At 46.1% G+C, this 21372-nt stretch carries 21 protein-coding genes; 7 read left to right on the forward strand and 14 right to left on the reverse strand.

Features of this window, described 5'->3' with window-relative positions; translation table 11 throughout:
- Positions 1 to 339 (reverse strand): TrmH family RNA methyltransferase (locus AC1DSE_RS12710; protein ID WP_477527745.1); only part of this gene is annotated, 339 nt, incomplete at its 3' end.
- An 8-nt stretch (positions 340 to 347) separates the two neighbouring features.
- The gene (locus AC1DSE_RS12715) at positions 348 to 1070 is read right to left on the reverse strand and encodes a potassium channel family protein (protein WP_076271060.1); all 723 of its coding nucleotides are present in this window, start codon (positions 1068 to 1070) and stop codon (positions 348 to 350) included.
- A gap of 79 nt (positions 1071 to 1149) precedes the next feature.
- On the opposite strand from AC1DSE_RS12715, the gene sspI reads away from it, so the two are divergent.
- Entirely contained in the window at positions 1150 to 1383 is a 234-nt protein-coding gene (sspI, locus tag AC1DSE_RS12720) for a small acid-soluble spore protein SspI (RefSeq protein WP_144376885.1), read from the forward strand.
- Here sspI and AC1DSE_RS12725 read toward each other — a convergent pair.
- A complete protein-coding gene (locus AC1DSE_RS12725) occupies positions 1377 to 2582 on the reverse strand; it encodes an alpha-D-ribose 1-methylphosphonate 5-triphosphate diphosphatase (protein WP_477527746.1) in 1206 nt (401 codons plus the stop codon). The two genes, sspI and AC1DSE_RS12725, sit on opposite strands and share 7 nt — an antisense overlap.
- A gap of 233 nt (positions 2583 to 2815) precedes the next feature.
- Entirely contained in the window at positions 2816 to 3373 is a 558-nt protein-coding gene (locus AC1DSE_RS12730) for a GbsR/MarR family transcriptional regulator (RefSeq protein ID WP_477511585.1), read from the reverse strand.
- Between the two features lie 239 nt (positions 3374 to 3612).
- Between AC1DSE_RS12730 and AC1DSE_RS12735 the strand changes: the two genes are divergently transcribed.
- From AC1DSE_RS12735 to AC1DSE_RS12745, 3 genes are all read left to right on the forward strand, one after another.
- Positions 3613 to 4821, forward strand: a complete 1209-nt coding sequence (locus AC1DSE_RS12735; RefSeq protein WP_441879374.1) for a quaternary amine ABC transporter ATP-binding protein — start codon at positions 3613 to 3615, stop codon at positions 4819 to 4821.
- Positions 4808 to 5644: an ABC transporter permease gene (locus AC1DSE_RS12740; protein WP_076270998.1), complete on the forward strand. Its 837-nt coding sequence runs from the start codon at positions 4808 to 4810 to the stop codon at positions 5642 to 5644. The genes AC1DSE_RS12735 and AC1DSE_RS12740 overlap by 14 nt, the downstream gene beginning before the upstream one ends.
- Positions 5645 to 5788: 144 nt before the next feature.
- Positions 5789 to 6655: a glycine betaine ABC transporter substrate-binding protein gene (locus tag AC1DSE_RS12745; RefSeq protein WP_305953912.1), complete on the forward strand. Its 867-nt coding sequence runs from the start codon at positions 5789 to 5791 to the stop codon at positions 6653 to 6655.
- Positions 6656 to 7153: 498 nt separating this feature from the next.
- Here AC1DSE_RS12745 and AC1DSE_RS12750 read toward each other — a convergent pair whose 3' ends face one another.
- The 8 genes from AC1DSE_RS12750 to AC1DSE_RS12785 all read right to left on the reverse strand — a co-directional run bounded on the left by AC1DSE_RS12750 (position 7154) and on the right by AC1DSE_RS12785 (position 16970).
- Entirely contained in the window at positions 7154 to 8254 is a 1101-nt protein-coding gene (locus AC1DSE_RS12750) for a Gfo/Idh/MocA family protein (protein WP_179089922.1), read from the reverse strand.
- Between the two features lie 47 nt (positions 8255 to 8301).
- Positions 8302 to 9024, reverse strand: a complete 723-nt coding sequence (locus tag AC1DSE_RS12755) for a ThuA domain-containing protein (protein WP_076270996.1) — start codon at positions 9022 to 9024, stop codon at positions 8302 to 8304.
- A 59-nt stretch (positions 9025 to 9083) separates the two neighbouring features.
- A complete protein-coding gene (locus AC1DSE_RS12760) occupies positions 9084 to 10247 on the reverse strand; it encodes a Gfo/Idh/MocA family protein (protein ID WP_477511587.1) in 1164 nt (387 codons plus the stop codon).
- 104 nt (positions 10248 to 10351) lie between these two features.
- Positions 10352 to 11386 carry a LacI family DNA-binding transcriptional regulator gene (locus AC1DSE_RS12765; protein WP_441879381.1) on the reverse strand — a complete coding sequence of 345 codons (1035 nt, stop codon included), beginning with the start codon at positions 11384 to 11386 and terminating at the stop codon, positions 10352 to 10354.
- Positions 11387 to 11580: 194 nt separating this feature from the next.
- The gene (locus AC1DSE_RS12770) at positions 11581 to 12648 is read right to left on the reverse strand and encodes an undecaprenyldiphospho-muramoylpentapeptide beta-N-acetylglucosaminyltransferase (protein ID WP_441879383.1); all 1068 of its coding nucleotides are present in this window, start codon (positions 12646 to 12648) and stop codon (positions 11581 to 11583) included.
- Between the two features lie 159 nt (positions 12649 to 12807).
- Positions 12808 to 14394, reverse strand: a complete 1587-nt coding sequence (locus AC1DSE_RS12775) for a peptide chain release factor 3 (protein ID WP_441879385.1) — start codon at positions 14392 to 14394, stop codon at positions 12808 to 12810.
- Positions 14395 to 14433: 39 nt separating this feature from the next.
- On the reverse strand, positions 14434 to 15990 hold the full coding sequence (zwf, locus tag AC1DSE_RS12780) for a glucose-6-phosphate dehydrogenase (protein WP_477527747.1): 1557 nt from the start codon (positions 15988 to 15990) through the stop codon (positions 14434 to 14436).
- Positions 15991 to 16130: 140 nt separating this feature from the next.
- The gene (locus AC1DSE_RS12785; protein WP_477511589.1) at positions 16131 to 16970 is read right to left on the reverse strand and encodes a YwmB family TATA-box binding protein; all 840 of its coding nucleotides are present in this window, start codon (positions 16968 to 16970) and stop codon (positions 16131 to 16133) included.
- 181 nt (positions 16971 to 17151) lie between these two features.
- Between AC1DSE_RS12785 and AC1DSE_RS12790 the strand changes: the two genes are divergently transcribed.
- Positions 17152 to 17520: a hypothetical protein gene (locus AC1DSE_RS12790; protein ID WP_477511590.1), complete on the forward strand. Its 369-nt coding sequence runs from the start codon at positions 17152 to 17154 to the stop codon at positions 17518 to 17520.
- 139 nt (positions 17521 to 17659) lie between these two features.
- Entirely contained in the window at positions 17660 to 18436 is a 777-nt protein-coding gene (locus AC1DSE_RS12795; RefSeq protein WP_441879393.1) for a hypothetical protein, read from the forward strand.
- 135 nt (positions 18437 to 18571) lie between these two features.
- Here the strand turns inward: AC1DSE_RS12795 and AC1DSE_RS12800 are convergent, their stop codons facing one another.
- The gene (locus tag AC1DSE_RS12800; RefSeq protein WP_477527748.1) at positions 18572 to 20071 is read right to left on the reverse strand and encodes a molybdopterin molybdotransferase MoeA; all 1500 of its coding nucleotides are present in this window, start codon (positions 20069 to 20071) and stop codon (positions 18572 to 18574) included.
- A 121-nt stretch (positions 20072 to 20192) separates the two neighbouring features.
- Between AC1DSE_RS12800 and mobB the strand changes: the two genes are divergently transcribed.
- A complete protein-coding gene (gene mobB, locus AC1DSE_RS12805) occupies positions 20193 to 20693 on the forward strand; it encodes a molybdopterin-guanine dinucleotide biosynthesis protein B (protein ID WP_477511592.1) in 501 nt (166 codons plus the stop codon).
- 8 nt (positions 20694 to 20701) lie between these two features.
- Here mobB and AC1DSE_RS12810 read toward each other — a convergent pair whose 3' ends face one another.
- Positions 20702 to 21352 carry a response regulator transcription factor gene (locus AC1DSE_RS12810; protein WP_076271056.1) on the reverse strand — a complete coding sequence of 217 codons (651 nt, stop codon included), beginning with the start codon at positions 21350 to 21352 and terminating at the stop codon, positions 20702 to 20704.
- Positions 21353 to 21372 lie beyond the last annotated feature (20 nt).

Genomic DNA, 21372 nt, shown 5'->3' on the forward strand with positions numbered 1-21372 from the left:
GGACAGCTTTGACAAAATAGCAAATACAGGCGGAGGCGTATCCGTTCCTGTGCATTTTGACATGACCGATCGTGAAGCTTGAACCCACTCCAAACCGAGTGTTGCCTCCGTATCATTCGTTTCTCGCTCCAGCTTAAGCTCTGCGGGAATACCACGTTCTGCATCATAAACAATCGTCGTTACTTTAGCTGTACCTCTCAGCGCTTCCAATACGAGATGAACGCCTTMAATCAGAAATTGGCCGCTGCGATCACGGTATTTTTTGTCTAGCAGCGATGCCCACTGCTTGACTCTGTCATTTTGTACAGATGATAGCAAAGAATCAAAATTTTCATTCATAGTTTGATTTAACCTTCCGAATATGCAATTTCTAAATTTGTTAGATCTGAGTTTTTACCTACAATAACAAGAATATCATCCCTGCCAATTAAATCGTCCGCATATGGAGCGATGTTCATGGTAGAGCCTGTTTTGATAGCCATAACATTACATTTATACTTCGCCCTAATATCGAGCTTCTTCAAGCTTTGTCCAATCATTGGCTCGGGAGCTTTAATTTCAATGATGCTGTAATCGTCTGATATCTCGATATAATCAAGAATGTTAGGCGACACAAGATGATGTGCAACGCGCAGCCCCATATCCCGTTCGGGGAAAACGACCTTATCGGCACCAATTTTGCCTACAACTTTACCATGAAGCTCGTTTTGAGCTTTGACGATTAACGTTTTTACTCCTAAATCCTTCAAAATGAGCGTCGTCAAAATGCTTGACTGAATGTCTTGTCCTATGGCAACGACGACAACATCAAAATTCCGAATACCGAGCGCTCGAAGCGCTTCCTCATCCGTTGAATCAGCGGATACTGCATGAGTTACAAAATTAACGACTTCTTGTACTCGCTGTTCGTTCGAGTCAATAGCTAATACCTCAAAGCCCATATCTGTCAAAGCTTTTGCAATGCTGGAGCCAAAACGCCCCATTCCAATTACTGCGTATTGCTTCTTTGCCATCGATACATAATCCTCCTTACGCGGATGATTGCTGCAGTTATTTAGACAGTATACCATAGCTTGCTCATTCGGATGAAAGAAGCATGCACTGGACATAGTAAATAAGTAAATCCCAATGGGCAGGAGGCTGTTTAGTTTGAAAGAAATTGATCTGCGTCAAGCAATCGTTATGCGTGTGCAGGATAACTCTGCGAAAGATCTATCAGAAGTAATTGAAGACTCAATTGGCGCGGATGAGCGTGCTTTGCCGGGGCTTGGTGTACTTTTTGAGATGATCTGGCAGCAATCCACTGAGCTAGAGCAAGAGCGAATGGTTGATTCCTTATATAGGCATCTTCATCATTCTGAGCATGCTAATCCGTCTCAGTAACGCACAGCTGCAGAATAAACAATTTGGCCTYCGATAATGGTAGCTGTTACCCAAGGCAGGCCATCATAACGATCCACAATAATTAAATCCGCTGCTTTGCCAAGCTCTATGGAACCAATGTCACCATCCACGCCCAATGCCTGCGCTGGATGTAATGAGACCATCCGTACCGCAGCTGGCAAAGCGGCAATCCCTTCATCTGCAAGCTTAAACACAGCTGACAGCATAGAAGATGGATGATAGTCTGAGCATAAAATGTGGGCAGCACCAGCAGCAATTGCGTCAACCGCCTTTAAATTGTTGTCATGAGACGCGCCTCTTACAACATTAGGAGCACCTACACAAACATGAAGCCCTCGATTAGAAGCATATTTTGCCGTAACCATATTAATTGGAAACTCACAGACAGAAACCCCATAATCAAGCGACTCATCTACCTTCTCCACCGAATCATCGTCATGTGAGGCAACGGCTATGCCAGCTTCAGCTGCAAGTTTGCTCAGATTCTTCAAATGATCACCGTTTACCAGTTGCCTTTGCTGAATGAGATTATCAACAATTGCACGTACCTCTACAACGCCTACACCCTGATTCTTCATTACATAACGCTCAAATGAGCCGTGTTCACGATATTGGCCTTGCCCGGGTGAATGATCCATAAACGATAAATAATCAATCGCTTTCTCATTCAAGAACCTTTCAACAATGGGCATACCTGCCAGATGTGAAACCTCAAAGCGCAAATGTATACGATTGCGAATCATCGATCGTTTATTGCGATAGCTGTTAATATGCTCAATCATCCCCGTTAGCAAATGATCTCCTCGCAAACTAAGCCCTACGCCAAGCGATAATGAATGATACATCGTAGTTATGCCATGCACCGGAAGCTTCCGTTCAAACTCCAGCAATGCCATATCCAAAGGAAACAATGTATTGGGACGCGGCTGCACTTCTTTCTCAATCGCATCGCAATGAATGTCAATTAGACCTGGAAGTATGTATTGCTGCTTCGCATCTATGTTTATAGACTGGGGGTGCAGCTTTATCCAATTGCTGATTGCCAATTCATCGTGCAGCACAGCAGTTATTCGCCCATCGATAATAGCAATTGCCCCATCAGCCATTTGGCCAGGCAAAACGATCTTTCCGTTCGTAATGATCATAGGCTCAGTGCTAGCTCTCATGCGATTATCCATCGATATACACTTCCCCCGCACTAAAATGATTGTAATGATTTTACCATATTTTACTTAGAAAAACATACCTAGGAGTTAGATCCTTGATATTTGTAAAAAATACATTAATTCCTCTTTTATACAGATCCAAAGCTTCTATATTATGCTCGAAACAAGCAAAAAAACCGCAAGAATAATTCCTCGCGGCTTTGAAGCATAATAAAGGCAAGAAGCGTTGCCTTTCGTTTCTCATTTTATTCTTCAAGAGGTATTAGCTTGTAAATATCTCCATTTTCAAAAGAATCGATTAAACGATCCAGCCATTTGTAATATTTTAAAGCCTCATCAATCTTTTGTGTATCATTATCAAGCACATCCAGGAAAGCTTGTTCACTTTCGTATTGAAGCTTTAGAGCATCGATTTCCTTCATTGATCGGTTTAGGGCACTCATATTTTGCTCGACAGCTTTTCTCCATTTAATGGAGAAGTAGTCCGTAAAGTTTTGATGCCAGTTCGGCTCTACTTCATATAAGTCTTTTCTTGAGCCTTTACCCCATACTTTATTTATCATCTTCAGATCATGCAGCGTACGCATGCCAGTACTCATTGATGTCTTGCTCATGCCCATCGTCTGGCTCATCTCATCAAGTGTAACTGGCTCACGATTAAAGTACATATTGCCGTACAAATGACCAATGGATAACGTAATGCCGTACAAATCCATGTTTTCACCAATTGATTCAATGACGCGGCGCCTTGCTTTATGCAGCTTGTTTAGCTGCTCATCTGTTAATGCTGCAAGCTCATTCATGTCGTTCCTCCTGAGGAGTGTCTTTCCCCTATCATTCTTACATCAATTATTGTAATCAAATGACCATCCATATGTAAAGAACACGTTTGATACGAAAAAGGGAGTTATCCAGAGTATACAGTATGTAAAGTTCGTAAAGTTATAACTGTACGTAGTATACAGAGTCTCACGCCTTTTGACCATAACAAACATAACCAACTAAACTTATGGGAGTCGAAATATTCCAAAGGGGGCACAACATGGCGATTATAGAAGCCAAGAGGCTGACCAAAATTTTCGGAACAGATCCGAAAAAGGCGATCCCGCTGCTGGATAAAGGATGGTCTAAAGAGAAAATTTTTGCAGAAACAAAACTTACGGTTGGGGTGAACCAAGCCAATTTCTCGATTGAAGAGGGACAAATATTTGTTATTATGGGCTTGTCGGGTAGCGGTAAGTCGACACTTGTACGTCTTCTCAATCGATTAATTGAACCTACTTTAGGTCAAGTCCTGTTTAACGGGACAGATGTACTTAAGATGTCACCAGAGCAGCTGCGGCAATTTAGAAGAAAAAATGTAGGTATGGTATTTCAGAAGTTCGCACTGTTTCCGCATCGCACCGTTATTCAAAACATTGAATATGGACTAGAGGTACAGGGCATCGATAAGAAAAAACGCAGAGAAATGGCGATGCATTCGCTAGAGCTTGTTGGATTGAAAGGATGGGCAGACAGCTATCCTGACCAATTAAGCGGCGGTATGCAGCAGCGCGTTGGACTCGCAAGAGGACTTGCTAACGATCCGGATGTTCTGCTTATGGATGAAGCATTTGGCGCACTCGATCCTTTAATTCGGAAGGATATGCAGGATGAGCTGCTTGAGCTTCAATCCAAAATGAAGAAAACAATTGTTTTCATTACCCATGACTTAAACGAAGCACTGCGGATCGGTGATCAAATCGCTTTGATGAAGGACGGAAGCATCGTCCAAATTGGATCACCTGAAGAAATATTGATGCAGCCAGCGAACAAATATGTTGAGCGTTTCGTCGAGGACGTTGATTTATCCAAAGTATTTACAGCATCACATGTCATGATTAAACCTGAAACGATAACCATCGAGAAAGGTCCGCGTGTTGCTTTGCAATTTATGCGTGACCGCGGAGTATCGAGCCTTTACGTTGTCGACAAAGGTATGCGCCTGCTTGGCGTTATAACGGCAGAAGAAGCAGCGAATGCAATTAAAAACGGCCAAAAGCTTGAAGATGCAATGGAGCGAGAAGCACCATTCGCACAGCCGGATACGCTGCTTAATGAGTTGTTTGAATTAATGAGTAATTCGAAATTCCCCATTTCCATTATTGATGCAAACGGGCGCCTTAAAGGCATCGTCATCAAGGGCGCGGTTCTAGCCGCATTAGCTGGAAATTCCGTATTAGAGGCTGGTGAACGTATTGAATCTACCTAAAATCCCATTAGCTGACTGGATCGAATGGCTGGAAGCTTGGTTTGAAGCTCATTTCGACCCTTTTTTCAAATTAATACGCACAGTTGTCGGCGAAACTGTAAATGGCTTGGATGTCGCTCTCAATTGGTTTCCAGCGCTAGTGCTTATTTTGATATTCACTATTTTGGCTTGGCTTATCGGCAAGTGGAAAATGGGAATATTCACACTTATCGGATTGCTAATCATAGAAAACCTCGGCTTATGGAGCCAAACAATGCAGACACTAGCCCTCGTTTTGACTGCAGCTTTCATATCCGTGCTGATTGGCGTTCCTATTGGAATTTTGTGTGCTCGCTACACCAATTTCCAAAAAATCATTACACCATTGCTTGATCTTATGCAGACGATGCCAGCCTTCGTTTATTTGCTCCCAGCTGTAACGTTCTTCTCCTTGGGTGTTGTTCCTGGCGTGATCTCTTCGATTATTTTTGCAATCCCGCCAACGATACGATTAACGAATCTTGGCATTCGCCAAGTCCCTGCCGAATTAGTAGAAGCAGCAGATGCCTTCGGCTCTACGCCAACGCAAAAATTATTCAAGCTGCAGCTTCCTATTGCCATGCCAACCATTATGGCCGGCATTAACCAGACCATTATGTTGTCACTATCGATGGTTGTCATTGCATCCATGATTGGTGCTCAAGGTGTAGGAGCTTATGTATATCGTGCAGTGACGCAAGGAAATACCGGCGTTGGGTTTGAAGCTGGTCTTGCCATTGTTATATTAGCCATTATTTTAGACCGACTGACCCAACAAATTATTCGTAAAAGCAAAACCACTTAAACTAATTTATAAACGTTAAGCGCATGCTCAATGCTAGTTTGCTGCGTTAAATTTGAGCGCATGCTTACGAAGTATTTTGCTGCGCAAAATTTAAGCGTATGCTTTCGATGTTAGTTTGCTGCGCAAACTTTAAGGAGTGATTTTTTGAAATTTAATAAAATGAGTGTAATTGTTGCTGCTGTTATGACCATGGCTTTAGTCGCTGGATGCTCTTCGAACAATGAAGGCGCAAAGAAAAAAGTAACGCTTGCTTATGTGGCTTGGGATTCTGAGATAGCAAGCACGTATGTTGTGAAGGAAGTACTTGAGCAGAAGCTTAATTACAAAGTTGATATGATGCAAGTTGATGCGGGGCCTATGTGGGCTGGTATTTCTGACGGCAGTGCAGATGCGATGGTAGCTGCATGGCTTCCTACAACACATGCATCGTACATCGAAAAATATAACGGTAAATTTGATGATCTAGGACCAAATCTTGAAGGAACAAAAATTGGTCTAGTCGTCCCTAAATATATGGATGTTAACAGCATTGACGAGCTTAACGATGCCGTTGGCGCAGAAGTAGATCATACGATTATCGGTATTGAGCCGGGTGCTGGTCTTATGATGTCGACAGAAAAAGTATTAGATCAATATAATCTGCGAGATAAATGGAAGCTGCTTGAAAGTTCCTCCGCAGCGATGACTCAGCAGCTTGAGAAGGCTTATGCTAACAAAGAGCCGATTGTTGTGACAGGCTGGACACCGCACTGGATGTTCGCCAAGATGGAGCTGAAATATTTGGCAGATCCTAAAAATGTATATGGCGGAGATGAACAGATTCATACAATCGCCCGTCAAGGCCTAAAGGATGATCTTCCTGAAGCTTATGCATTCCTCGATCAGTTTAATTGGACGCCAGATGATATGGCTTCCGTTATGATCAAAATCCAAGAAGGCGAAACGCCAGAAGCAGCTGCTAAAGCTTGGGTTGAGCAAAATCCTGACAAGGTTGCCGCTTGGATAAAATAATAGCCAACATTCGAAAGAAGCTGTCTCAAAAATATTCAGATCGATGGATCAATAGCTCACTTTGGACAAAATGTTGGAGAGCATGAAAAAATAGTACACCAAAGGCTATTCCCGGCGGATTMAATTATTGGTCTCGCCGACATTGCATAATAACTTAATCATTTCTCTAGCGAACTGTATCATACTTATTATGCAGAAAACGACTCTTCTTTCATTTTAACGAACCTGATAAACGTTATATCATGATATACATGGTGTTCCGAGCTATTTTTCTCGAAATAACGATTCTGTAGTTCATTACAATTTAAATCTATTACGAATGGTTTGAATAAGACCTGCTGGGTTCGTTAGCTATAAGATTGTTAAAGTGAGAACATCGTCCGGCCTATGTTTCATCAAAAAAGCAAGAGCTGTTCCAATCGTAGATACATCTACTTTTGGGACAGCTCTTTTTTAAAATGACTTTACATTCTAGCCGTTAATGCTCTTCAGCCTTTCTTAATCCAAGCAGAATGGCTGCAAACCAAGCGGCAATGGCGCTGGGCGCTCACAAGTGCTTTTCATAACATAATGCACGCCTTGTTCCGACGCGTCATGGAAGCCATGCATAGCTTCGAGTACATGATAAGCAAGCTCGCCATTAGCGCGATGCTTACGACCGGTTTGAATCGCTTTGGCCATATCTGCTGCACCGACACCACGAGCGTTCTCTGTGTATCCGTATGCAAGCGGAATATCTGACCATTCATTTGAGCCCGCACGCCAAATTTTAATTTGTCCGCCAAACCCATTTGGATCTGGGACAAGAAGTGTGCCCGCGCTGCCGTATATTTCGATTCGCGGAAGCGTTGAGCCGCCTTTCACATCAAAGCTTGTGAGCAATGTTCCGATTGGACCAGACGCAAAGTCCATTACTCCAGCGATATGAGTTGGTACTTCAACCTCTACCTGTTGGCCGTATTTCGGTTTGCTTGTAATCGTTCTCTCTGGGAAAGAGATACGTGCCGAACCCGTTACACGAGTGATCGGTCCAAGAAGCGCTACAAGCGCGGTTAAATAGTATGGCCCCATATCAAACATCGGGCCGCCGCCCTTTTGATAATAAAATTCAGGAGCCGGATGCCATGATTCATGCCCGCCGCACACCATGAATGCAGTCGCGCCAATCGGCGTACCGATCCATCCGTCCTCAAGCAGCTTAATGCTCGTTTGGATGCCGCCGCCAAGGAATGTATCCGGCGCGCTTCCAACATAAAGACCTTTTTTCTCAGCAAGCTCAAGTACCTGCTGCGCCTCTTCACGAGTAACTGCAAATGGCTTCTCAACATAAACATGTTTGCCTGCTTCAAGAGCTTGCAAGCACACCGAAGCATGCGCTTGTGGGATCGTCAAATTGATTATCATTTGAACTTCCGGATCAGCAAGCAGCTCCTCAACCGAACAACCGCGAACGCCAAACTGCTCGCCTTTTGCTTTGGCTCTCTCCACATCTAAATCTGCGCAAGCTACAACCTGCAAGGCATCAAAACGATTGCCGTTTTCAAAATAGATGCCGCTAATATTGCCTGTTCCTATAATGCCTGCTTTGATCTTTTCCATAATCTCTTGTCCCTCTTCTCATATCCTAAGATTATTATAATTGCGATTTACAACTGATTATCTGCCATACCGCTATAAGCAGAAGCTGTTTTGCCTGCTGCCAGCGCATTTGCTTTACCTTCCGCACACCACAAGAAGCCGCGTCTCATAAGCTCTTTCACCGCTTCAATCTCGATAATATTAGCTTGATGACCAAGCGAGTTGTAATATACGCGTCCAACACCCCAGCGCTTCGTCCATACAACCGGCATATCGACTGCCTTGTTGAGGGAATGCGGTCCCGGTGTCAGCGGAAAACGTGTTGTCGCCAGCACTTCAACTGCCGGATCCACATGCAAATAATATTGCTCAGAGCTGACAACAAAATCTTCAATTCCTTCTGTCAGCTGACTGGATGAATTATTAATATTAACCGTGTATTCAACACCGTCATTGCCTGGGTGAGCTACCCATTGTCCGCCGGTCATAAACTGCCAGTCTACATTTTCACGGAACGCATCGCACATTCCGCCATGGCATCCTGCCAAACCTACGCCGCTTTGAACAGCTGCAGATACATTATCGACAAGCTTCTGCTCGATCCGTGCCATCGTCCATACGGGTACGATGAGATCAAGTCCCAACAGTTTTTCTGCATCTGCAAATGCTTCCAATGTATCGGATACCTCTACCTCGAAGTCCTCAGCTGCAAGCACCTCACGAAAAATTTCAGCTACCTCTTTCGGCTGATGTCCATCCCAGCCGCCCCATACGATTAGTGCTTTTTTCATTACCTTCTCCTGCCTCTCTCCAAGCGCTAAGTAATCTCCTAACTAATACCCTATATGGCTTACGATAATTCGCTAATTGCTACCCAGCGGCGTTCTGCAATCGAACGATCTACCGCCTCCAGAACCTCTTGGCATTTCACGCCATCTACAAAGTTCGGAACGGGCTGACGATCTTCAGCAAAAGCTTGCATCAGCTCATGCATTTCATGTGTAAACGTGTGCTCGTATCCAATGGTATGTCCAGCTGGCCACCAAGCGTCCATATACGCATGCGATGGATCGGTTGCAAGTACGCGGCGGAAGCCTTGAACATCCTCGGCATCATCGGTGAAATAAACTTGAAGCTCATTCATCCGCTCAAAATCAAACTTGATGCTTCCTTTACTGCCGTTAATTTCAAAAGCGTTCGTACAGCGATGGCCGGCTGCGAAGCGAGTCGCCTCAAAGCTGCCCAGCGCGCCGTTAGCAAAGCGTGTCATAAACATGGTTGCATCATCCACTGTTACTTCTCCGAGCGGTCCACCCTCGCTTCCCTTTGCGCTAAGGCCTGTCATAGCTGAAGCAATCGGACGCTCTTTAACGAAAGTTTCGCTCATGCCGATAACCTCATTGAATTCTCCAACGAGAAAACGCGCCATATCTATCAAATGTGCTCCTAAATCACCATGTGAGCCGGAGCCTGCAATTTCCTTCTGAAGACGCCATACGAGCGGGAAGCTCGGATCGATAATCCAATCTTGCAAAAACACAGCGCGGAAATGATAGATTTCACCGAGCCTGCCATCTGACACCAATTTTTTGGCAAGCTGTACAGCAGGTGCAAATCGATAGTTAAAACCTACCATATGCTTCACGCCTGCTTTTTCTGCAGCATCAAGCATTTCACGGGAGTCTTCAAGCGTAAGCGCCAGCGGCTTCTCACAAAAGATATGTTTGCCAGCTGCCGCTGCTGCTAGAGCGATAGCCTTATGTGCATCACTTGGTGCATTAATATCGATTAAGTCGATATCCTCGCGGTTAACGAGCGCATTCCAATCCGTTTCAGCACTTTCCCAGCCGAATTGTGACCGTGCTTGCTCAACACCTTCTGAATCACGTCCGCAAATGGCCGTCATCTCCGGTTTAATCGCATTCGGGAAAAACATCGGAAGCGCGCGGTATGCGTTGCTATGTGCCTTCCCCATAAACTTATAACCAACCATGCCAACTTTTACTTTATCCATAATAATCCGCCTCTCTTAAGCGTAAACGCCTTATGCTGCCTCTAGCGATAAGATCGCGTCCCGCAATTGAAATAGAATGGAGCAGAAAAACTCGTATTCAGGATTTAACGTTTGAGTCTTGACGTTTCTCTTGTGATCAGGCTGACCGGTAAAACATCTGTTTGTGAATCTGACGTTTCCGTTTTCTGATCCGGGTCCAGCAATCTAGCAGCTGCAAGCTTACCCATTTCATAGAAAGGAACAGCAACGGTTGAAAGCCTTGGACTAATGATGCGCGAGCCGTCTGAGTCATCATATCCAACTAGCGCATAATGCTCGCCAGCTTCAACTCCCAGTTCCCGCAAGCGCTGCATCAGGCCGATTGCCATTCGATCATTAGCCGCAAATACCGCATCGATATTGCCTTCTTTAATTTGTTCCGCCAATTGCTCCGCGAGCTCCGCTCCGCTCTTTCGGCTGTAATTACCGTGATAGATTAGACTAGGCTCATAAGCAAGTCCCGCTTCCATTAGAGCCGCTTTGTAGCCTTCCTGCCTATCGGCACTATTGGAATATTGCAGCGGGCCGTTAACAAAAGCAATACTGCGGCTGCCCTGACTCAACAAATGCGATACGGCTGCCTTGCTGCCTGAAACATGATCAGCATCGACAGTACGATAATGCTCCGCATCAAACCGCTGATTCACAAGGCAGAAAGGAAAGTTTTCAGCCTTCAGCTCAGCAAGGGCGGCTCTTTCTTCAGGCACATTTTGTGAGCCTAAAACGATGCAAGCATCAATCTTATGCGTGCGAAATAGCTTAGCGTAATCTCTCGCCCCATCCGGTTCTCTAAAAATAAGAAGCAGGTCATAGCCGCAGCGCTTCGCTGTTTCACCAATTCCACTTAATATTTCCGAAAAATAGTAAGTGGAAAACAAATGAACCTTTGGCACGAATGGCAATATGACGCCAATATTCCCGCTCTTCCTTCGAGCAAATTGCTGAGCAAGCGCATTCGGTACGTATCCAAGCTCAGCCGCGGCTTGTAATACACGTTCACGCGTTTCCTCTTTGATAGGGCCGACGCTGTTCATCACTCTCGAAACAGTCGCCTCTGAAACACCAGCTAGTTTCGCAACTTCTTTCCTGCTAATAATCATTTTCCTCCTGAAAAACTAATATGCTAAGTTGTCATTTCATTTTAATGTACACGCGTACATTATTGCATGAAAACGTTTTAGCGTCAATAAACTTTTTGCATATTTTTCTATCGTTGCCCTCATTACAAAAAAACGATCCAGAACGCTTGCATCGGCGTCCCAGATCGTTTTTTCTCGTTGTCTCTTGCAGTTACCTACTTCTTCGCTATTTCATTAATCCATTCAAAAACAGCGGACAGCGCATTTGCTTCCTCACTCATGTTCATCCTATCAATATAGGATTTACGGTTTTGGTACAAACGCTCGACACTCTCAACAAGAGTGCTTGCCGTCAGCTTCTCTTCATACAATACGTCGGCATAACCCGATTTCTCAAACGACTGGGCATTCAAAATTTGATCTCCTCGGCTCTGTTCCCGTGTTAGAGGAATAAGCAGCATCGGCTTCTTTAAGGATAAAAACTCAAATATGGAATTAGAGCCTGCTCGTGAAATCACAAGGTCCGTCATCGCCAATACATCCGGCAATTGCTCATTCACAAATTCGAATTGCTTATAGCCAGGCATAGCAAGCGACGGGTCAACTTGATTTTTACCGCAGAGATGAACGATTTGAAAGCTTTTGGTAAGGCTTGTTAATGACTGTCTGACCGCCTGATTAATTTTGCGTGCACCCAAGCTTCCACCCATAATCAAGATGACAGGTTTGTTTTTGGTAAATCCGCAAAAGGTTCTGCCTCTATCCGCGTTGCCCTGCTTCACTTCCTCACGTATAACTGCTCCTACATGCCTGCTTTTATCAGCCTTCAGCATGCTGCCCGTCTCAGGAAAAGTCGTACATACCCCTGTAGCAAAAGGGATCGATAACCGATTCGCGAGACCTGGCGTCAGATCGGATTCATGAATAAGCAGCGGCACCTTGTTTAGCCATGCGCCAATAACGACAGGTACGGATACAAATCCGCCTTTGGAGAAGATGACATTCGGTTTATTTTGCTTAATGAGGCGATAAGCTTGATAAAGGCCTTTTACTACCTTGAACGGGTCCTTAATGTTCTGAATATCCATGTACCTTCTCAGCTTTCCCGTCGATATCGGAAAATACTTAACCTCTGGAATCGTTGCGATAAGCTGCCTTTCAATACCGCTCTCCGATCCGATATATTGGACTGACCAGCCCTCTTCCAAAAAATGCGGGATCAAGGCCATATTAACGGTAACGTGTCCGGCTGAGCCTCCCCCGGTGAACATGATTGTTTTCATGAATGACTAGCCACCTATCGTTTTTTATCCATTTATTATACGGGTAAAGATTCGTTTTAGCACTGAAATTCAAGGAGATGGATATAAAAAGCATCCCCAGCCGCAAGCGCTGCTGCGCGATTGGCCGAGGATGCTTTAAACGTGCCTATATCCCTACCCTTAAGGCGCAGTTTCCAGAAACTTAGACGTTGGATTCTTGTCTACTGCCGTACGCATCGCATATTCGTTCTCGAACAAGACGACAAAGTTGCCCTTCTTGTCCTTTACGAGCGTCGTATTGATTCGGAATTTGCTAGGGTCAATATTATCATCAACGATCCAGCGGGCAAATTGGAACTGCATCCGGTGCAATTGAATATCTACGCCGTACTCCGCTTTCATTCGATGCTCAAATACCTCAAATTGCAAATGACCAACAACGCCGAGAATCGTCTCGTCGAAGTTGCCTGTGGAGTGGAACACTTGAATCGTGCCTTCCTCCGTGAGCTGATCAATGCCTTTTTGGTACTGCTTGTGCTTCAACGCATTTTTAACGGTTACTTTAGCAAAAATTTCAGGCGAGAACGTTGGAAGCTCATCGAACACAACTTCGCCGCCTTGTGATAATGAATCGCCGATTCGGAAAATGCCTGGATCAAACAAACCGATAATATCGCCCGGATACGCCGTATCCACGATATCACGGTCTTGCGCTAGAAACTGCTGAGGCTGCGCAAGCTTAATGTCCTTGCCATTACGCACATGACGAACGCTCATTCCGCGCTCGAATTTGCCGGAGCAAATCCGAAGGAAAGCAATTCGGTCACGATGGGCCGGGTTCATATTCGCTTGAATTTTGAAAACATATCCCGTAAATTTCTCATTCGTCGGTTCAATCTGACCTGTCGTGCTGTTGCGCGACGTCGGCTTAGGAGCTAGTTGAAGGAAGTTTTCTAGAAAAGTTTGCACGCCAAAGTTATTAACCGCGCTTCCGAAGAAAAGAGGCGTCAATTCACCCGCTTGCACTTTCTCAAAATCAAATTGATCACCAGCGACATCCAGCAGCTCAAGATCACCAATAAGCTGATCTGTTAAATAATCTCCAGCCATCTCACGAATAACAGGATCATTATAATCGCTAACGGGACGAACCTCGATTGTCGAGTGGTCATTTCCTTGGAAAAGCTCGACCTGTGTTTTCATTCGGTCATAAACACCGCAAAGCTCACGTCCCATGCCGATTGGCCAGTTCATTGGAACAGCGCGAATGCCTAAGACACGCTCAAGCTCCTCCATTAATTCAAATGGACTTTGCCCTTCACGGTCCAGCTTGTTAATAAAAGTGAAAATCGGAATGCCGCGTTTGCGGCAAACCTGGAACAGCTTGATCGTTTGTGCCTCGACACCTTTGGCAACGTCAATAAGCATGACGGCGCTGTCGGCTGCGGTAAGCGTACGATATGTGTCCTCACTGAAATCTTGGTGACCAGGCGTATCAAGAATGTTAACGCGATGTCCCAAATAATCGAACTGCATTACGCTGGACGTTACCGAGATACCGCGTTGTTTCTCAATTTCCATCCAGTCGGATGTTGCATGACGGCTCGCTTTGCGCGCCTTAACTGACCCTGCAAGCCGAATGGCTCCTCCGAATAGGAGGAGCTTCTCAGTGAGGGTCGTTTTTCCTGCATCCGGGTGAGAGATAATCGCGAATGTGCGGCGCTTATCTACTTCCTGTTTAATTTCTTCACTTAACGATTGGCTCATGCTTGTCTTCCCTTCATTACGTAAGGTATGCGGCAGCGATTATTTCCCGCTGTTCGAAACCCAAATGACGTTATCTTCCTCTTGTCCGTTAACCGGCCACCAATGKAAACCATCTTCTTTTAGCATTTCATCCGCAGCTTCTGGACCCCATGATCCCGCTGGATACAGCTTCAAATCGCTTTTATCTTCACGCCATGCTTGTGCAATTCGATCCACAAACGCCCATGCTTGGGAAACTTCATCCCAGCGAGTGAAGTAAGTGGAGTCGCCGCGTGCCGCATCATGAATGAGGCGTTCGTACGCTTCAGGCGTATTTAAGCCGATTTGGCAGCTTTGGCAGAACTCCATGGCGACTGGCTGTACCGAATTGTTTTGACCAGGTGTCTTTGCGTTTACTTTAATATATATGCCCTCAAGCGGGTTTACGCGAATAACGAGCAAATTCGGCGCCAAATCATGACGCTGCGCAAATAGAACATTTTGCGGCATCGATTTGAACTCGATGACGACCTCCGTTGTTTTTACAGGTAGACGTTTGCCCGTTCTAATATAGAAAGGCACGCCAGCCCAGCGGAAGTTGTCCACTAATACTTTGGCAGCAAAATAAGTTTCAGTCGTGGAGTCCTCGCCAACAGAATCCTCTTGGCGGTAGCCCATAAGCTCTTTGCCATGATGGCTGCCTTCGCTGTATTGACCGCGTACGACGTGCGAGCGAACCTCATCACTGGACGTATAATTACGCAGTGAACGAAGCACCTTTACCTTCTCATCACGAATATCTTCTCCGTGCAAGCGGCTTGGCGGCTCCATAGCAATCATCGTAAGCATTTGCAGCATATGGTTCTGACCCATGTCGCGCAAAGCTCCCGATTTGTCGTAATAGCCTCCGCGATCCTCAACGCCAACCGTTTCGGATAATGTAATTTGAACATTGGCAATATGGTTATTATTCCACAAAGGCTCAAAAAAAGCATTAGCAAAACGAATAACTTGAATGTTTTGAACCATTTCCTTGCCTAGATAGTGATCGATACGGTATATTTCTTCTTCCTTAAACACTTGGTTAATCTGTTCATTCAGCTTCTGAGCCGATGGAAGATCGTAGCCAAATGGCTTCTCGATTACGACGCGATGCCAACCGTTTGATTCAAGCAATCCGCCGTCGCGCAAATTGAATGATACCGGACCGAAAAGTGAAGGCGCAAGGGCCAAGTAAAAAAGACGGTTGCCGGGAATGTTGAACTTCACGTCAAGCTGCTCAGACAATTTGCTAAGCTCGCGGAAGCCTTCTACATCGTTAATATCGAGTGACATATATACGAAATGTTCTGCAAAACGATTCCAAAGTTCAGCATCGTCCGCTTTGTAACGACAAAACTCTACAATAGATTCATAAAGGTCAGCACGAAATTGTTCATTCGTACGAGGACGTCTTGCTAGACCAACGACGGCAAAGTTTTCCGTGAGCTTGCCTTCTTTATATAAACTGAAAAGGGCTGGAAACAGCTTGCGCCGAGCCAAATCGCCCGTTGCTCCGAAGAGGTAATATACAGCACCTTCTGCAGAGACGGATTCAAGATTATTATTATATGTCATTTGCCTCATTCTTTCCCTATGTATTTTTATACAACTTTACATGATATGTAGTTTAGCATATTCAACTTTAATTCGCTATTCAACATGTCATAAAAAATACTGATAAGATCCGTTACTAATTCTAATCAAAGTATACCCATCTATGGGCTTGCCGTCGCATTGGCACTGTATTCACCCGTAATGACAGGCACACCGATCGTCAATGCCGTTTGATCTGAATTTGTCTCTTTATGCAAAGCGATTTGAAGATTGGCTGTTTTCCCATTTTCAACGGTGATGGCTGAATGCAGCTTTCGGGTATAAAACATGTCGCTTGTCGTGCCTTTATCTTCATAATGATCCACTGCTTTGGCATCTGTCAGCCTAACCAAACGCTCAATGGCTTGACTATTTTTCGTATAACCTTGTACTTTCATACTCGTCGTAAACGCAGGGGAAATACGTGCGATCTGTGCGGAAACTTCTGCTGTCACTTGCAGCAGCTTATTTTTTTTGGTCATTTCTGTTGGCTTAGTTTCCAATATAACCATAAGCTGTTCGCCATTGCTGTCGATCTGCGTGAGACTAATTGAAACTTGTCCGCCGTATGACGGGATAACGCCAGTGACTGTTTTGCCCTCATTCTGGTTCTGCACCAGTATGCTGCTAGCTTTTCCCGGTTCCTGTGAAAACATTTGCTGAGTAAGCTCCTCCATGGCTCCTTCCTTGCCCGTTACATTCCATCGAATCGACCACTGCGCTCCCTCAGAGCTGCTTTTCATTTGGTCGTCGCTCCATAACCACAGCTCTCCCAAATCATGCTGAAGAAGCTGTTCCGCTGAAGTTGCTTCCTTCGGTTCCCTGTCGGCCTGCCACATCGCCCATGCTGCACATATCAAAATCACGAGCATCGCTAGCATGATTCCAACCTTCGTTTGTTTGGCTCGCTGCTTTGCTGACATACGGTGGCGAGCGGGAGGTGTGTTTTTCGGAATATACATTATTATTCACTCCTGTCCTCTTCCAAATGGGTAAACATCCATACACGTTTGCCTGTAGGTGAATACACTGGTTGCAGGAATGCTGGAATAAATGCTTTGAGTCTAGCCTCTCATAGCAAAATGCCAAAACAACACGCTCAAGCGCTTTATTCCCATTACACTTTGGAGGTGTCATCAGCAAATGGAACGCATTTATCCATTGCACGAAGAAGTCGTCAGTCGTTTTTGCGGGTATCCAGTATGTGTGATTATGAATGACGGCATGCGCCACTTTGGCATACTTAGCTCCTGCGAAAGCGGCAGATTGCATTTAAACGCAGGCTCCGGCGAAACGGAAGCCGCGACCGCAAATGCAAAGCCGCAAGTTTCAAAAAACAAAAAAGGCGGTAAAGGTAAAAAAGAGATGGCTCATAAATCCGCTTCAACGCAAGTTCAAACGCAAGCTTACCCTTATGATCCTTACTATTATGGAGAACGGCCTTATTATCCATGGGGCGACGCGCTCGCTCTTGATTTGGCTTCAATCGCATTCTTGTTTCTATTGCTGTAAATGGCAAAGCGGCGAGCTCAGCGGAGATGCGCCGCTTATTTATTTTATTGATGCTGCTGACAGCTTTCGCCAGTCTTTTTAATCACCGTATAGTACGCTGACACAACATATACCAATGGAGTGAGAAAGGAGTTTTCTAATGAGCACATCGATACGTTCCATTCGAGGCATTGAACGATCCTATGCATACTCCACCGTACAAGCCATTAGCCCTTATGCTTATTATCCTTATCGGGATGGCGAAGCTCAGCAAGCCCCAGAATATAACAAGAGCTTAACGCGCGATTTCCAGCAAGCTGCTAACAGTGCTGCTTCTTGGCTTAATAAGGCTAAACAAGCTCAGTACGACATCGAGCAGATAAACAAGCAATTAAGTAACGAATTGTACACGGACAAGCCAATTGCAGGCAGTTTGCATCGCCTTACTGCAATGCTCAATCAGTTGGAGGATCATTACAGAGCACATGCTGATGATTTGAAACCAGAGCTGTGGGAAAGTATTGAGCTGGCTTTGAGGCATCCCGCAGCGGAGGAGATCGGACTGCGACGCAGTACAACAGACGGCAAGTGGATTGCGGATTCTACCTATAGCATTTCATCAGAAAATAGAGATCGAACAGCTAGCCTTATTTCTGTTCAGAACGAAATCAGCAAGAGTTTGCTGCCAACTTCCATCCATATGGAGCAAAAACAAAAGCTGTCGTACTCTTCCAGCCGTATGCAGAGGCTAATGCTTGGATCAGAAGGTATGCTTACTGGCATAAAATATGCACTTACCTATGCCGAGCAGCATAAGGCCGTTGATCTGCTCCAGTCACCTCTAACATCAACTCTTCCTTACGCTGCTTACTACAGTTCTATGCAAACCTACTCGCCAATTCCATATGTTGGATTAGTCTTGAATCGGTTCCTTTAAAGTTAAATCCGAAAGGGCATGCCACGTTCGCAAAGCTGCTTCTTGTCACTCTATGTAAGTGATATATTCGGCTCCGTACCGACTATATCCTCCCGTTTTATATAATAAAAACCTTTATTTTCACTAAATTCCATGTTAAGGGATAAGAACGACCTCAATGATATCACCCGCTTCTGCTCCTCTCGAGCCTGACGGAATGATTGCTAATCCTTCTGCATCCGGAATGGAAGCCATCATACTCGATTTGGAATAGGCTAGCGGGTCAGCATCCAAGCTTCCATCTTCCGTGCTGATGAGTGTTGTGCGCACAAAACGATCATGGGGACTTGGCTTATTCACAGCTGTCCGCAGTTTTGCTTTTACTTTACGAGGCAATGCTTCACTTGCTCCCTGCAATCGCAGCAGCACCGGACGAACGAATAATTCAAATCCAACAAAACAAGCACCGGGATTGCCGGACAAGGCGAGCAGCAGCTTGCCGTTAAGCATTGCCGCTGACGTTGGACTGCCCGGTCTCATCGCAACTTTGTCGAAGAACACTCGGCTTGCATCTTCGCTGCCAGATACACTATTGTTCTTTATCGACCTTATGATGTCTGACATGACATCAAAGTCCCCTACAGATACACCGCCTGTTGTGACAATCAAATCAACATCATCCCATACACTCGCCAAAGCAGCCTCAACAGCATCAGGCTTGTCTTCCAATGATCCGCACATAACCGCTACTCCGCCGCTCTGCTCCACCATAGCAGCGACCATAAAGCTGTTGCTGTCGCGGATCTGCCCCGCCGCCAGCGGAGCCTCGACCGCCAGCAATTCGCTGCCGGTCGCAAATATCGCTACGCGCGGGCGCTTGCCAACCGCCACCTCGGCATAGCCGAAGGTGGCTAGCAGCGCAATATGTCCCGGTCGCACAAGCGTCCCGGGACAAGCCAAAACGCCCCCAAGGCGAAACTCCTCGCCTTGGGGCGCAATGTGCTGGCCTGCCGCGGCGGCGTGCTTAATCAGCACCGCCGGCGAGCCATCAGCCAGCATCGCTTCCGCGGTCTGCTCAAGCATGACGACCGCGTCAGCCCCCATAGGCACAGCCGCGCCAGTCATGATGCGCACGGCAGTGCCCTTCTGCACGGTCGCAAGGGCGAGCTCGCCCGCTGCAACCGAATCAACCACGCGCAGCGTCGCCGGCGTACCTGGCGACGCTGACGCGATATCTGCCGCGCGCACGGCGTAGCCGTCGAGGCCCGAGCGCGCGAAGGGCGGCCAGTCGCTTGTCGCAGCTATCGTCTGCGCAAGCCATCGGCCGCCGCTAGCCCGCAGCGGCACAAGCTCGCTGCCGAGGGCTAGCCCATCCGCAGCAGCAAGCAGCCGCTGCTGCGCTTCTTCCACCTTCACAGCCTGCCGTTTGAACCGGCTCATCTGTTTCCTCTCATTCGCCTCAATGCGATTAGCATTATCCCTACTTCCGCTCACCTCAATGCGATCAGCCTTATCTATGCCCTCATTCGTCTCACCGCGATCAGCCTTATCCATGCCCTCACTCGCCTCACCGCGATTAGCCATATCTCTACTCCCACTCGCCTCAACGCGATCAGCCTTATCCCTACTTCCGCTCGCTTCGCCACTCTCAGTCATATTCAACCTCCGCTCATCTCGCCGCCTTACGTAACCTTCGGCAGCTTGTTCAGCATCCATTTTACAATGTATGTTAAACTATTGGCAATTACGGTCATCAAGCGCCATGAAGGAGAAGCCCATGCCATTAATCGTTCAAATTGTTGGATACAAAAATACCGGCAAAACCACATTGGTTTGCCGGCTAACAGAACGCTTCAAACAAGCAGGATATAAAGTTGGGACAATCAAACGCGACGCGCATGATTTTCAGATCGATACACCAGGAACGGATACATGGAGGCATCAAGAGGCAGGGGCTGATATAACAGCTATCACATCCTCAAAGCGTACAGCCATTATGAAACAGCATGCCGAACCGCTTCAGCTGTTAATTTCACAAATGAACGAGGCCGACGTAATTCTTATCGAAGGATTCAAAGATGCCTCCTACCCAAAAATCATTATGATTCGAACTGCGGATGATTCCGAGCTGCTCCACAGCGTACCCAACCCTCTTGCAGCCGCGGTTTGGAATGATGCCAACAGTGGAACAATAGTTCCCCCGTCCATCCCAGTAATCGATGTAGATGATATCGAGCAGCTATACCAAAAAGTATTATCGATATCCGCTAAGCAGTAGTCCTACACTTATTCGGCAATTCCTTGTCTATGTGCATAAATGGCTGCTTGCGTGCGATCATCCACATCAAGCTTATTAAAAATATTCGTAATATGAAACTTCACTGTTTTCACACCTATAAACAGCTCGTCGGCAATTTCTTGATTGGAGCGTCCCTGTGCAACCCGCTTCAATACATCCATCTCGCGCTCAGTCAGCTCATCATGCAGCGGAGCTTGCTCCTGCTGCTTTGGCTGCCGGAAGCGATTCATCATTTTAGCTGCTACCTGCGACTCCAGTACCGATTGTCCGCGAGCAGCGGCCCTTATCGCATCCGCGATCTCGGTCGCTCGCGACGTCTTCAGCAAATAACTGAATGCGCCTGCTTCAATAACAGGGTAGAGCTTGCTATCATCCAAATAGCTCGTCAATACAATTACCTTACATTCCGGGTACAGCTCGAGCAGTTTTGCTGTCGTCTCGACACCATCCATGCCATCCATAACTAAATCCATAAGTACAACGTCCGGTCTGTATGCCTGTGCTAATCGAATGCCGTCCATGCCGTTGCTCGCTTCACCGACAACCTCAATTCCATCCTCGGTATCAAGCACCGCTGCAAGTCCGATGCGCACCATTTCATGATCATCTACAAGCAGAACCTTTATAGGCCGACTCAATTGCTGGGTTGCTTCCACAC

It is taken from the genome of Paenibacillus sp. 01L418, from assembly GCF_056400045.1.